General features: G+C 31.8%; 14 protein-coding genes. 2 read left to right on the top strand and 12 right to left on the bottom strand.

What is annotated here, in order from left to right:
* Window positions 1-13 precede the first annotated feature (13 nt).
* From ABXT47_RS06085 to ffh, 11 genes are read right to left on the bottom strand one after another with little or no spacing between them, the layout of a single operon-like run.
* A complete protein-coding gene (locus ABXT47_RS06085; RefSeq protein ID WP_415308239.1) occupies window positions 14-1,123 on the bottom strand; it encodes a dimethylsulfoniopropionate demethylase in 1,110 nt (369 codons plus the stop codon).
* The gene (locus ABXT47_RS06090; protein WP_415308240.1) at window positions 1,120-1,896 is read right to left on the bottom strand and encodes an alpha/beta fold hydrolase; all 777 of its coding nucleotides are present in this window, start codon (window positions 1,894-1,896) and stop codon (window positions 1,120-1,122) included. The genes ABXT47_RS06085 and ABXT47_RS06090 overlap by 4 nt, the downstream gene beginning before the upstream one ends.
* A complete protein-coding gene (locus tag ABXT47_RS06095; protein WP_415308241.1) occupies window positions 1,893-3,521 on the bottom strand; it encodes a long-chain-fatty-acid--CoA ligase in 1,629 nt (542 codons plus the stop codon). The genes ABXT47_RS06090 and ABXT47_RS06095 overlap by 4 nt, the downstream gene beginning before the upstream one ends.
* 1 nt (window position 3,522) lies before the next feature.
* On the bottom strand, window positions 3,523-5,286 hold the full coding sequence (locus tag ABXT47_RS06100) for an acyl-CoA dehydrogenase C-terminal domain-containing protein (protein WP_415308242.1): 1,764 nt from the start codon (window positions 5,284-5,286) through the stop codon (window positions 3,523-3,525).
* Between the two features lie 26 nt (window positions 5,287-5,312).
* Complete coding sequence (leuB, locus tag ABXT47_RS06105; protein WP_415278166.1) at window positions 5,313-6,419, bottom strand: 3-isopropylmalate dehydrogenase; 1,107 nt, start codon at window positions 6,417-6,419, stop codon at window positions 5,313-5,315.
* Window positions 6,406-7,017 carry a 3-isopropylmalate dehydratase small subunit gene (gene leuD / locus ABXT47_RS06110; protein WP_415309368.1) on the bottom strand — a complete coding sequence of 204 codons (612 nt, stop codon included), beginning with the start codon at window positions 7,015-7,017 and terminating at the stop codon, window positions 6,406-6,408. The genes leuB and leuD overlap by 14 nt, the downstream gene beginning before the upstream one ends.
* A gap of 1 nt (window position 7,018) precedes the next feature.
* Window positions 7,019-8,422, bottom strand: a complete 1,404-nt coding sequence (gene leuC / locus ABXT47_RS06115) for a 3-isopropylmalate dehydratase large subunit (RefSeq protein WP_415308243.1) — start codon at window positions 8,420-8,422, stop codon at window positions 7,019-7,021.
* Between the two features lie 11 nt (window positions 8,423-8,433).
* On the bottom strand, window positions 8,434-8,958 hold the full coding sequence (rplS, locus tag ABXT47_RS06120; protein WP_415308244.1) for a 50S ribosomal protein L19: 525 nt from the start codon (window positions 8,956-8,958) through the stop codon (window positions 8,434-8,436).
* 15 nt (window positions 8,959-8,973) lie between these two features.
* Entirely contained in the window at window positions 8,974-9,660 is a 687-nt protein-coding gene (gene trmD, locus ABXT47_RS06125) for a tRNA (guanosine(37)-N1)-methyltransferase TrmD (protein WP_415308245.1), read from the bottom strand.
* Between the two features lie 8 nt (window positions 9,661-9,668).
* On the bottom strand, window positions 9,669-10,190 hold the full coding sequence (gene rpsP, locus ABXT47_RS06130) for a 30S ribosomal protein S16 (protein ID WP_415308246.1): 522 nt from the start codon (window positions 10,188-10,190) through the stop codon (window positions 9,669-9,671).
* A 13-nt stretch (window positions 10,191-10,203) separates the two neighbouring features.
* Window positions 10,204-11,562 carry a signal recognition particle protein gene (ffh, locus tag ABXT47_RS06135; RefSeq protein WP_415308247.1) on the bottom strand — a complete coding sequence of 453 codons (1,359 nt, stop codon included), beginning with the start codon at window positions 11,560-11,562 and terminating at the stop codon, window positions 10,204-10,206.
* A gap of 159 nt (window positions 11,563-11,721) precedes the next feature.
* On the opposite strand from ffh, the gene dapF reads away from it, so the two are divergent.
* Both dapF and ftsY read left to right on the top strand, forming a co-directional pair.
* Window positions 11,722-12,546: a diaminopimelate epimerase gene (dapF, locus tag ABXT47_RS06140; protein WP_415308248.1), complete on the top strand. Its 825-nt coding sequence runs from the start codon at window positions 11,722-11,724 to the stop codon at window positions 12,544-12,546.
* Window positions 12,546-13,463: a signal recognition particle-docking protein FtsY gene (gene ftsY / locus ABXT47_RS06145; protein ID WP_415308249.1), complete on the top strand. Its 918-nt coding sequence runs from the start codon at window positions 12,546-12,548 to the stop codon at window positions 13,461-13,463. Before dapF ends, ftsY begins: the two co-directional genes overlap by 1 nt.
* Here the strand turns inward: ftsY and ABXT47_RS06150 are convergent.
* Window positions 13,456-14,019 carry a hypothetical protein gene (locus ABXT47_RS06150; RefSeq protein ID WP_415308250.1) on the bottom strand — a complete coding sequence of 188 codons (564 nt, stop codon included), beginning with the start codon at window positions 14,017-14,019 and terminating at the stop codon, window positions 13,456-13,458. The two genes, ftsY and ABXT47_RS06150, sit on opposite strands and share 8 nt — an antisense overlap.
* Window positions 14,020-14,050 lie beyond the last annotated feature (31 nt).

Raw genomic sequence — 14,050 nt, forward strand, 5'->3', positions numbered from 1 at the left:
TTAGGCTTTTATACTAGATGAAGGGTAAATCGCAAACTTTTCCAGGAAAAGTGTTGTCATTTATTTGAATTTTAAAGGTTTGAGATACTTCCCAGTAGGACTTCTGGATCATTGCTATTCCAATAACCATTTGAAAATGAGGTGAATAACAAGCCGATCTTAATTCACCAATTATATTATTTTTCTCATCATATAAATTTTTTGATCCTGTGAGACTAATTTCTTTTATATCAATTTTAATACCCATCAACTTCTTTTGGGCTCCTTTTGATTTAATTTCTTTTAATTTATCTTTTCCTAAAAAATTTATATCACTATCCAAACTAACATATTGATCAAAACCACATTCAAATGGATTGTCACTGTTATCAAAATCATTTCCATAAGATAGTAATGCACTCTCAATTCTTTCTATTAAGTTTGGACACCCAGGTCCTACATTAAATTCTTTTCCAACTTCAAAAAGATAGTCATATAATTTTTGTCCTGACTCTGTATTTTGAACATAAACTTCATACCCACCTTGTTTAGACCATCCTGACCTTGCTATAAGATGCTTTGTCCCTTCAAAATCAAAATATTCAAATCCAAAGAATTTTAGTTCAGTAATTTTTTTTCCAAAAACTTTTTCCATTAATGCAAATGATTTCGGACCCTGTATTGCCATTATATCCACCACTGGTTCTTTAATTTTAACATCGAATTTATTTCCAGATGCTAAACCTTTGGCAAAAAAGATTACATCCGAGTCTGCTATTGATAGCCACCATCTATTTTCATCCAGCTTTAGAACAACTGGATCATTAACTAAATTTCCATTTTCATCTATTATTGGGCAATAATAACATCTCCCAATTTTAGATTTTGATAAATCTCTACATGTCATCAATTGTACTAATTCTGCAGAGTCTTTTCCTGATATTTCTACTTGTCTTTCTGCAGCAACATCCCATACTTGAACGTGCTCTTTTAAATGTTTGTAACTATCCTCTATTGATCCAAATGCAGCAGGTAACAGCATATGATTATAAATTGTGTAAGCTGTAACTCCTTGTTTCTCAATCCTTGAAGTATAAGGAGTACTTCTTAATCTTCTAGATTTTGCTATTGAAAAATTTTTCATTTTTTTAAAAATTCAGAGATCTTTTCTCTCATTTCAAAAGCTTTTTCAAACATAATCATATGTCCACAATCTTTTATTATATGAGTTTTTGAATTAAGAATAAGTTCAGCAAATTTCTTACCTTTTTCAATGTTAACCATCTTATCCAGTTCACCAAAAATAAATAATGTGGGACACTTGATTGATTTTAAAGCCTCAGATCCGTTTTTATAATTATTACAAGCTACAAGATCGGTTGCTAAAACCTCCCTAATATCTTTTGGAGAATTAATAATTTTTTCTACAGGATTACCTCCAATAAACTTTTTAGAGTTTTCATAGCTCCATTTCATCATTAATTTAACTGCTTTATCATCTCCACTCTCAGCAAGATCTATTAAATCTTGATTAACGGGCATTCTATAAGAACCACCAACAAATATTAAATCTTTAACTCTTTTTGGATATCTTGAATAATATTCCAATGCTTCCAAACACCCCTGGGAATGACCTATTATTGTTAATTTAGAGAGATTAAGTTCTTTAAAAACTTTTTCTAACCAATCTGAAATTTCTTCTATCGATTTTAAACAATCACCCTCAGAATTTCCATGACCAGGTAAATCGATTGCCAAAACATTATAATTTTGATTTGATAAATACTGCTCTGTTAAAGACCAAACAATATGTGAGAGACCACTTCCATGAAGTAAAACTATTGTGATTTTTTTTTTATCAATACCCTGACCTGAATCTGATGCAAAGACATTTTTGTTGTCTACCTGAAAGATCAACTTAATTCCTTAACTTTTTTTCTAAGTTCAAATTTTTGAATTTTGCCAGTTGAAGTTTTAGGTAAATCACAAAAAATAACTCTTTTAGGAAGTTTAAATCCTGCCAATGTTTCTCTACAAAAATCTATTATTTCTTTTTCAGTTGTTGGCTTATCTTTAATTAGTTCAACAAAAGCACAAGGTGTTTCTCCCCATTTTTCATCTGGCTTAGCCACTACAGCTGCTAAAGAAACTGAAGGGTGTTTTGCAATTACATTTTCAATTTCTATTGAAGAAATGTTCTCTCCTCCAGAAATAATAATATCTTTAGATCTATCTTGAATCTTTATATATCCATCAGGATGGGTCACAGCTAAATCTCCTGAATGAAACCATCCACCTGCCATTGACTTATCTGTTGCTTCTTTGTCTTTGTAGTAACCTTTCATTACGATATTCCCTCTAATCATAATTTCACCCATAGTCTTTCCATCTTTGGGCACTGGCTTCATTGTTTCTGGATCCATTACAATAGCACCCTCTGTGTTTGGGTACCTTACACCTTGCCTTGCTTTGATTTCATTCTTTTTATCTTTTTTTAAAGAATTCCAATCTTCATTCCATGCACACTGCAACATATGACCATAAGTTTCTGTTAATCCATAAACGTGCATCACTTCAAAGCCAAGATTTTCCATTTTTTCAAAGATGATGCTTGGTGGTGGTGCACCTGCAGTTAAAACATTTACTTTTCTTTTTAGGACTTTTTGATCTTCTTTTGGAGCATTAACAATCATATTTAATACTATTGGGGCTCCACCAAAATGAGTTACTTCATATTTATCAATTAATTCAAATATCTTTTTTACATCGATGTTTCTTAAACAAATCACTCTTGCGTGCAACATTGCTAATGTCCAAGGATAGCACCAACCATTACAATGAAACATTGGCACAACACATAAAAAATTTAGCTTGTTAGGCATATTCCAAGCTGTGGCACTACCTGTTGACATCAAATATGAGCCTCTGTGATGATAAACTACTCCTTTTGGACTTCCAGTAGTTCCAGATGTGTACCCTAATGAAATTGCTTCCCATTCATCTTTTGGTTTTTTCCATTCATAATTTTCATCACCTGTATTTAAAAAACTTTCATACTCAAGTTCTCCTATTTTTTTGAAAGAACTTGTATCTATATCTTGGTCATCAATATCAATAATCGTAATTTTATTTTTAACATTCTTTAAAGCCTTCTCAATTACATCATGAAATTGTCTATCTACAATTAAAACCTTTGCATCACTATGCTGTAAAATATAACTTACTGTATTAGGGTCTAGTCTTGTATTAATTGCATTAATCACTGCTCCTACCATTGGTATTGAATAATGGGCTTCAAAAATTTCTGGTGTATTAAAGGCCATTATAGAAACTGTATCTCCAGTTTTTACACCCAACTTATCTAGTGCGCTAGCAAACTTAACACATCTTTTATAAACCTCTCCCCAGGTATACGACCTACTTTCATAAACTAATGCTTCATAATTTGGATATATATCTTTAGTTCTTTCTAAAAATGTTAAAGGACAAAGAGGAACATAATTAGCTTCATTTTTATCTAAATTTGTATTGTAATGACTCATACTAACTGAATTTAAAATTCATTATATAGTCACTTCCTGATGTAGCAGTTTTAAAATGACTTTCGGCTCTTGGTAAAACTCTTTTAAAATAAAAATTTGCTGTTTGTATTTTATCTTCATAAAAGTCTTTGTTTTGTTCATAATCTTTAAAACTTACTTCTAAAACTTTTATCCACGCATGTGCTATAGACACAAACCCCAATGCTTTTAAATAGTCATTGCATGCTGCACTTGCATCATCTTTTGAATTTTGTACTTTTTCTTTAATCCAAACAGTAAAAGTAGATAAAATTTCTAGGTGTGTTTTTAATTCTTTTATAAAAGGTTTTAATTTTTCATTTTCTGTGCTACAGTCATTTTTGATTAATTCCAAATACTTATCAATTATATCACCATTTTTATTTACCAACTTTCTAAAAACTAAATCTGCTGCTTGAATTGAATTTGTTCCCTCATAAATTGGTGTGATTCTATTATCTCTATATAATTGTTCTATTCCTTGGTCTTTTGTGTACCCGTAACCACCATGAACCTGCATAGCCTCACTTGTTATTTCCATTCCCATATCACTAAACATCGTTTTAACTACTGGTGTCATTAACGACACAAGATCTGATGCCTCCTGCTTTATTTTTTCATCTGGATGATAAAGACTAACTTCTGTTTGTTGAGACAGCCAAAAACATAGGGCTCTTTCACCTTCAATAATAGATTTCATATTAAGCAGAGATTTTCTAATGTCAGCATGCTCAATTATAAAATCTGCTCCATTAGTTGATTTTGTATTATTTGTTTTTCCTTGTTTCCTTTCTTTTGCGTAAATTAAAGAATTTTGATAGGCAATTTCAGAAATTCCTAAACCTTGAATTCCCACAACAATTCTTTCTAAATTCATCATAGTAAACATTGCATTTAACCCTTTATTCTTTAATCCAATCATATAACCAGTTGCATCATCAAAGTTTAATACACATGTAGCAGAACCTTTAATTCCCATTTTGCTTTCTATAGAACCTGTAGAAACTCCATTTCTTGCACCAATAGATCCATCTTCATTTACCACAAACTTGGGTACTAAAAATAAGCTTATTCCTTTTGTTCCTGCTGGAGAGTCAGCTACTCTTGCAATAACTAAATGGATAATATTCTCTGTTAAGTCTTGATCACCTGAAGTAATAAAAATTTTCTGTCCACTTAATTTAAAACTTCCATCAGGTTGCTCAATAGCTTTAGTTTTTAAAAGTCCTAAATCAGTTCCACAAACTGGTTCAGTAAGACACATCGTACCACTCCATTTTCCTTCAACCATTTTTGGAAGATATTTATCTTTTATTTTATCTGTAGCATGATGAGAAATACAATTATATGCACCAATACTTAACTCACTATAAAGTTTAAATGATAAACTTGCAGATGATAACATTTCGTCAAAAAAAGCACTTACAGTTTTTGGCATTCCTTGTCCTCCATATTTTGGATCACAAGAAAGTGAAGTCCAGCCATCTTCTATATATTTAGAATAAGCTTCTTTATAGCCAGGCGGTGTTCTAACCACACCGTTCTCTAGAACCGTCGGGTTTTCATCACCTGATTTTGCTAATGGTAATATTAAGTTTTGATTAATCTTAGCTGCTTCTTCTAAAATATCTTTTACTAATTCTGAATTAACTTCTTTATATTTTTCAAGATCATTATAATTTTTATTATTTCTTAATTTATCAAAAAGAAACATCATGTCTTCTACGGGTGCAGTATAATTTGGCATTCCAGAACTTTAGAATAATTATTTAATTATTGCAATTTTGAAATTATCGCATCACCCATAGCTGATGTTGATACTTCTTTTTTTCCCTCAGAAAGAATATCTTTTGTTCTAAGACCATCATTTAAGACATCTTGCACAGCTTTTTCTAAAGCATCAGCTTCGCTATCTAAATCCAATGAGTATCTTAAGGCCATTGCAAAACTTAAAATTGAGGCTATTGGGTTTGCAATTTCTTTTCCGGCTATATCTGGTGCAGAACCATGAATAGGCTCATACATAGCTCTCATTTCTCCATCTTTATTTTTTGCGCCTAAAGAAGCTGATGGTAATAAACCCAGAGATCCCGTTAACATTGAGGCTTGATCTGAAAGCATATCTCCAAATAAATTGTCAGTAACAATCACATCAAATTGCTTTGGGTTTTTTAATAATTGCATTGCACAATTGTCAGCAAGCATATGACTTAATTCTACATCTTTATATTCTTTGTCGTGTAGCTCTTGGACTTCTTCTTTCCAAAGTTGTCCAGCCTCCATTACATTCGACTTCTCACAAGACGTGACCTTATTTGATCTCTTTCTTGCTAGATCAAAAGCTACTTTTGCTACTCTAACTATTTCGCTAGTTGTATATGAGTGGGTATTAATCCCTTTTCTTTCACCATTTTCTATTGGCTTGATTCCTCTTGGCTCACCAAAATAAATTCCACCTGTTAATTCTCTAACTATCATAATGTCTAATCCAGATACAATTTCTGGTTTTAGGGTTGAGGCATCAACTAATTGCTCAAAACAAATTGCAGGTCTTAAATTTGCAAATAGTTTTAATTCTTTTCTTAATTTCAATAAGGCTCTTTCTGGTTTTTTTGAAAAATCTAAGTTATCCCATTTTGGTCCACCAACTGCACCCAGCATAACAAATTCGCTTTCTAAAGCTTTGTAAAAAACTTCATCCGTAATTGGTGTTCCATGTTTATCATAAGAACAACCACCAGCTAAATCTTGATCAATTTCAAAATCTAGAGATTTATTTGAATTCAACCATAAAATAACTTTTTTAACTTCTTGAATAACTTCAGGTCCAATGCCATCCCCAGGTAGAAGTAAAATTTTTCTTTTTTTAATTTTTATCATTAAATATCCATGGTTTACTATTTTTTAAGTTTTCTTCAAAGGTTGTGATTTTTTCTTTTTTGGCTAATGACAGCGCAATATCATCAAGCCCTTCTAATAAACATTTTTTCTTAAAAGGATCGATGTCAAACTTGATTTCATTATTTCCAAAAATTATCTTTTCTTCATTTAGGTCTATTGAAATTTCTTCTTTTCTTTTTGAATATTCTGATAATTCTTTTATTTTTTCTTCTGGTAAAGTAATTGGTAAAATTCCATTTTTGAAACAATTACTGTAAAAAATATCAGCATAACTAGAGCTTATCACGCATGTAATTCCAAAATCTAAAAGTGCCCATGGTGCATGCTCTCTTGATGAACCACAGCCAAAGTTTTTTCCTGCAATTAATATTTTTGATTGATTGTGAGGTTCTTGATTTAAAATAAAATCTTGTATTTCATTTCCATTATCATCATACCTCATTTCAAAAAATAAGTTTTTTCCTAACCCTGTTCTTTTAATTGTTTTAAGAAATTGTTTTGGAATAATCATATCTGTATCAATATTTACTATTGGTAAATATACTGGGATACTTGTAAGTGAGTTGAATTTTTGCATTTTAGTTTTGATACTTTCTAACGTCATCTAAGTTTCCAGAAATTGCAGCTGCTGCTGCCATTCCAGGACTGACTAAATGTGTTCTTCCACCTCTACCCTGTCTTCCTTCAAAATTTCTATTTGAAGTTGAGGCACATCTTTCTCCTTGTTTTAATTTATCTGCATTCATTGCAAGACACATCGAACAACCAGGCTCTCTCCATTCAAAACCTGAAGCTATAAATATTTTATCTAGGCCTTCCTGCTCTGCCTGCTCTTTAACTAAGCCTGAGCCTGGAACAACCATTGCATGAACATGAGATGCTTTTTTTTTATCTTTTAATATTTTGGCAGCTTCTCTTAAATCTTCAATTCTACCATTCGTACAACTTCCTATAAAAACCTTATCAATCTTAATATCTGTAGCTAATGTATCTGCCTCTAAACCCATGTAATTTAATGACCTTTCTAAAGAGTTCCTTTTGTCTTCATCTTGTTCATTTTTAGGATTTGGAACTTTGCCATCTATAGTGATTACATCTTGTGGAGAAGTTCCCCAGGTAATCATAGGTAAAATGTCTTCTGCTACTAAATCTATTTCTTTATCAAATTTAGCTCCATCATCAGTTTTTAAACTTTCCCAATATTTCATAGCCTTATCCCAATTTTCATTTTTTGGAGACATCGGTTTATCTTTTAAATATTCAAATATTTTTTCATCTGGAGCAATTAATCCTGCTCTTGCTCCTCCCTCAATAGTCATATTACAAATTGTCATTCGTTGCTCTACACTTAATGACGAAATCAGGCTACCAGCATATTCAATAACTGACCCTGTTCCTCCTGCAGTTCCAATGTTTCCTATAATTTGTAAGATTACATCTTTAGAGGTAACGCCAATTGGAAGTTTACCATTAACATTAATTCTAAAATTCTTTGCTTTTTTTTGAACTAATGTTTGTGTTGCTAGGACATGTTCTACTTCGGAAGTACCAATTCCAAATGCCAAAGCACCAAATGCACCATGTGTTGCTGTGTGACTGTCTCCACAAACAATTACTGTTCCAGGTTGTGTAAAACCTTGTTCTGGACCAATGATATGAACAATTCCTTGTCTCTTGTCATTCATTCCTAAATACTGAATTCCAAATTCTTTACAATTACTTTCTAAGGTATCTACTTGAATTTTAGATTCCACATCTGCTATTCCTTTAGATCTATCGGTAGTTGGAACATTATGATCCGCAACTGCAAGCGTTAAACCAGGTTGTCTAACTTTTCTATTAGAGTTTCTTAATCCTTCAAAAGCTTGTGGACTTGTAACTTCATGTACTAAATGTCGATCAACAAATAATAGTGCCGTGCCATCATCTTGCTGATCTACTAAGTGATCGTTCCAAATTTTATCGTAAAGAGTTAAAGGCATTGAAAAAAAAATTATTTTTTTTCTTCTGATTTTTCTGTTTTAGGTTCTACTTGAACTTCTGGTTGTTTTTCAGGTTCTGCTTGAACCTCCACTTGTTTTTCTGCTTCTACTACTACTGGTGCTAAAGTTTCTTCAGTTACCATTTCTGGTTTAACATCAACTTCTATACCGATTTTTTTTCTAATCCTTTCAGCAATTCTAGCTGATTTACCAGTTCTATCTCTTAAGTAATATAATTTTGCTCTTCTAACTTTTCCATGTCTAATAACAGTAATTGAATCAATTACTGTTCCATATAGTGGGAATGTTCTCTCAACACCTTCACCAAATGATATTTTTCTAACTGTAAACGAAGAGTTTAAATCTCTATTTTTTCTAGCAATACACACACCTTCAAAATATTGAATTCTATCTTTTTTACCTTCTGTAATTCTAACACCAACTTTTACTATATCTCCTGGAAAAAAATCTGGAATTTTCTTCTCAGCTAGTATTTTTTTAACGTTATGTTGGTTTATTTCTTCAATTGTTTTCATAGTAGTATTATTAGGTTAGTTTTTCTTATATTTTTCCCACAAATCTGGTCTTCGGTCGCGTGTTATAGCCTCTGATTGTGATAAACGCCAGTCTTTAATTTTGTTGTGATCTCCTGATAATAAGACTTCTGGAACACTTTTTTCCTCCCAAATTTGAGGTTTTGTGTATTGGGGGTACTCCAAAAGCCCGTTCTCAAAACTCTCATCAGTCTTTGAATGTTCATTTCCCAAGACACCTGGAAGCAACCTAAGAACACTATCCAACACAACAAATGCTGCAGTTTCACCTCCAGATAAAATAAAATCTCCTATACTAAGTTCTTCTATATTCCTTGTAGATAATAATCTTTCATCAACACCTTCAAAATGACCACAAATTAAACTAATAGATTTTTCTTTAGATAGTTCTTGTGCCAATTTCTGATCAAGCTTTTTTCCTTTTGGTGATAAATAAAAAATTCTTTCACCTTCTTTTTTATTTTCATCAAGAGATTTTGCTAAGATGTCAGCTTTCAATAACATTCCAGATCCACCTCCAAAAGGAGTATCATCTACTGTTTTGTGTTTATCCTCAGCGGCCTCTCTAATATTTACAACTTTTAAATCCCAAATTTTATTTGTTAAAGCTTTTCCATATAGCCCTTTATTTAAAGGGCCAGGAAAAAAATCAGGATAGAGTGTGAATATTTGAGCTTGCCACATGAATCCAACTATTTAGCTTCTTCCTTTGGAGCTGCTTCTGCTTTAGGAGCTTCTGCTTTAGGAGCTTCTGCTTTAGGAGCTTCTGCTTTAGGAGCTTCTGCTTTAGGAGCTTCTGCTTTAGGAGCTTCTGCTGCTTTAGGAGCTGCTTCTGCTTTAGGAGCTTCTGCTGTTGGAGCTTCTGCTTTAGGAGCTGCTTCTGCTTTAGGAGCTGCTTCGTCTCCTTCTTTTTTTCTTTCTTTTTTAGGTATAGCTTTATTAGGATTGTTAGCGTTTGCAGGCATAGGGATAATATCATTTTCACCTAAAATTCTTGCAACTCTAGCTGTTGGTTGAGCACCTTGACCTAACCAATATTTAATTCTTTCTGCTTCTAGTCCTACTCTTTCTTTTTTATCTTTTGGTAATAGAGGATTAAAGAATCCTACTTTCTCAATAAACCTTCCATCTCTTGCTCGACGACTGTCAGCTATAACTACTTTGTATACTGGTCTTTTCTTTGTTCCACCTCTTGATAGTCTTATTTTTATCATTTTTTTTCCTTTTTTATTTAAGTTGATTTAATAGCTCTGGAGGTATTCCCTTATCAGACATACCCTTCAGGTTTCCTTTTGACATCTTCTTCATCATTTCAGACATCATTTTAAATTGCTTAAGCAATTTATTGATAGTGGCCGCATCTGTTCCAGAGCCATTAGCAATTCGTTTTTTCCTAGAACCATCAATGATTTTAGGATTTCCTCTTTCTTTTTTTGTCATAGATAAAATTATTGCTTCATTTTGAGTAATAACACTTTCATCAATTCCTGAAGCATCCATCTGTGATTTCATTTTAGATACACCTGGCATAAATGACATGATCCCCTCTATGCCCCCCATTTTTTTCATTTGTCTAAGTTGAGTTAAATAATCCTCCATAGAGAATTGTCCTTTTTTTAAATTTTCTTCTGCTTTCTTGATATTCTCTTCACCAAGGTCTTCAGCAGCTTTTTCAACAAGAGAAACTATATCTCCCATACCTAATATTCTATTGGCTATTCTATCTGGATGAAAAGCTTCCAAATTTTCTATTTTTTCTCCTACACCTAAAAATTTAATTGGAACTTGAGATACATACTTCATACTAAGAGCAGCGCCACCTCTGGCATCACCATCAGCTCTAGTTAAAACAATACCTGTCAAATTTACAGTATTCTTAAATTCTTTTGCCACTTCTGCAGCAACCTGTCCTGTTAAAGAATCTGCAACTAAAAATACTTCCGTTGGGTTAATTATACTTTCTATTTGTTTAATCTCACTCATCATCTGAAGGTCTATTTGTGTTCTGCCTGCTGTATCAAATAATATAATCTCTGCACCATTTAGGTTTGCAGCACTAACTGCTCTTCTACAAATATCTGCTGGTAGCTGCCCTTCAATAATAGGTAGTGTTAAAATATCATTTTGCTCTCCTAATGATCTTAGTTGTTCTTGTGCAGCTGGCCTATACACATCAAGACTGACCATCATTATCTTTTTCTTTTTATTTTTTTCTAAATATTTGGCTAATTTCGCTGTTGTTGTAGTTTTACCAGAACCTTGAAGACCTACCAGCATCATTGGAACTGGTGGAACTGCATTTAAATTAATATCTGTGTTGCTTTCACCTAAAAGACTTACTAGTTCATCATAAACAATTTTAACAACCATATCTCCTGGAGAGGTTGATCTAATTATTTCTTGACCCATAACCTTTGGCTTAACTTTTTCTATAAAATCTTTAGTTACATCTAGAGACACATCGGCTTCTAATAAAGCCTGTCTAATACCTCTTAGGCCTTCATCTACTTGATTCTCATCAAGTGAAGCTGCTTTTTTTAAAGAAGAAAAAATTTCTTCGAATTTATTTGTTAAGTTTTCAAACATATTTATTACGCACAGCAGTTTCGCACTAGTGGGCGAATATCGCTGACTAGTGTTGATCTCTTTGTTTCCAAAGACACCACAAATTTAACGTTTTTGTGGAAACAAAGACAACCTATAATAGAGGTTCAAAAAGTCAATAAATAAGTTAAATATCTACTTATGGATATTAAAGCATTTAAAATGGATGGTTTGGGCAATGATTTTGTAATTATCGATCAAAGAAGCCAGAATTTCAATTTAAACAAAGATCAAATAATTAAAGTATGTGATCGTAATTTCATTGGATGTGATCAACTCATTCTAATTAATAAAAATAAAGAAATAGATGCAGATGTAGAATTCTATAATTCAGATGGTAGTGCATCTGGCGCCTGTGGAAATGGTACTAGGTGTGTGGCAGATCTTTTATCAAAAGAAAGTGGTAAAAAGGAAATAACACTCTTAACAGCTTCTGGCTCTCTAAAATCAAAAATTTTAGGAAATAATTTAGTTGAGACTGAAATCGGTATACCAAAAGTTAATTGGCAAGAGATTCCTTTAAATAAGCAACTAGATACACAAGACTTAAAAATTGAAATTGTAGATAGAAATAACACCAAACATATTGGTGGAACAGCCATAAATGTAGGCAATCCACACATAATTTTTTTTGTAGACGATATTGAAGCATTTGACTTACAAACTATTGGTCCAAAAATTGAAAATCATCAACTATTTCCAGAAAAATGTAATGTGACGTTGGCAAAAGTTATGAATAAAAATTTAATAAAAGTAAAAGTGTGGGAAAGAGGAGCCGGACTTACTAAGGCTTGTGGTACAGCAGCTTGTGCAACTGCTGTTGCAGCTAATATTAATAATCTGGTAGAAAAAACTACAGATATAGAATTTGCATTAGGTAATTTAACAATTTCTATTGATGAAAGAAATAGCATTCATATGAAAGGACCCGTGTCTGATATTAAAAATATCGACATTAAATTATAATGGGAATTTTTGATAAATTCAAAATTGGTTTTAAAAAAAGTGCTTCTGCATTTACATCTGGTTTAAGAGATATAATTGTAAAAAAAGAGATAGATGACAAAACATTAGATCAAATTGAGGAATATTTAATTCAATCAGATGTTGGTCTTGTTGCAGCTGAAGAAATTAAAAAAATTATTGGTCAAGAAAAAATTGACCCAAAAAAAGATATTATGAATGAGGTAAATTTAATTCTTAAAAACTATATAATCTCTTTAATGAAACCTTTGGAAAATGAGAATTTTTTTAATAAAAAAGAAAAGCTCAACGCAGTCCTAGTATCAGGAGTTAATGGGGTTGGAAAAACAACAACTATTGGAAAAGTTGGTAAAATTTTAAAATCCAATGGTAACAAAGTTATGTTTTCTGCCTGCGATACGTTTAGAGCAGCTGCTATAGAGCAATTAGAAAGTTGGGCTAATAAAATTGATGTACAAATTACAAAGTCTACTCAAGGGTCAGACCCCGCATCAGTTGCCTACAAGGCAATAGAAGAGGCATTAAAGGGTGATTTTAATCATGTTTTGATCGATACGGCAGGGAGATTACAAAATAAAAAAAATTTAATGGAAGAATACAAAAAAATTGCCCATGTAACTAAAAAAATAGATCCAGATGCTCCTCACGATGTAATCCTTGTGCTTGACGCAACCTCTGGCCAAAATGTTATCAGTCAAGTTGAAGAGTTTGATAAAATTATACCTCTTACTGGTTTGATAATGACAAAATTAGATAGTACTGCAAAAGGAGGAATTTTATTGGCACTCGCTAAAAAATATAAGCTTCCAATAATTGCTCTTGGACTTGGTGAAAAAGAAGATGATTTACAAATTTTTAATGCAGAAAAATTTGCTGAAGCATTTACTCAAATTAATTAATCAGATTATTAGAAATTAAAGGTTTGTAGTAGTTACATTTATAATTTTCTTTAAGATTTGAATGTCCACAATTTTTGGCAATTGATGAAATTATAAAATCAAACTTACCATTTGATGGATATGAATTTAATTTTTTATTAGCAATATCAAATTTAAAATTTTTTTTTATATTTTTAATTGCACTAATCATTACTAAAGTATTGTTATCTTTTAATAGATAGTAGGCAAAGTCTTCTGGGAAAACTGGATAGTCATAACCTACTAAAAGAAATTTTGCCTGGGATGGAAACCATTCATATGAAATTAATGGTGACGAAATTTTTGTTTTATAATTATAAATATATAAGTCTTGAGGAAAATCTGTAACATAATTATAATCCTCACCTCTTGCTAAAATAGCTTTATCTCTAGTTTTAAAAAAGAGAGCAAAACTTTTATTATGAGAGTTCATTTGACCTATATGAAAAAGAGTATTTGCTGAAGATTCTATATTTTCTGCAATTACAGAACTTGAAATAAAGATTAAGTAAAACAACGCTGCAATAAATTTTTTCACTATCCAATTATAGAAATGAAATTTGTAAATT

It is taken from the genome of Candidatus Pelagibacter sp. Uisw_099_02 (assembly GCF_047727625.1).
Taxonomy (GTDB): domain Bacteria; phylum Pseudomonadota; class Alphaproteobacteria; order Pelagibacterales; family Pelagibacteraceae; genus Pelagibacter.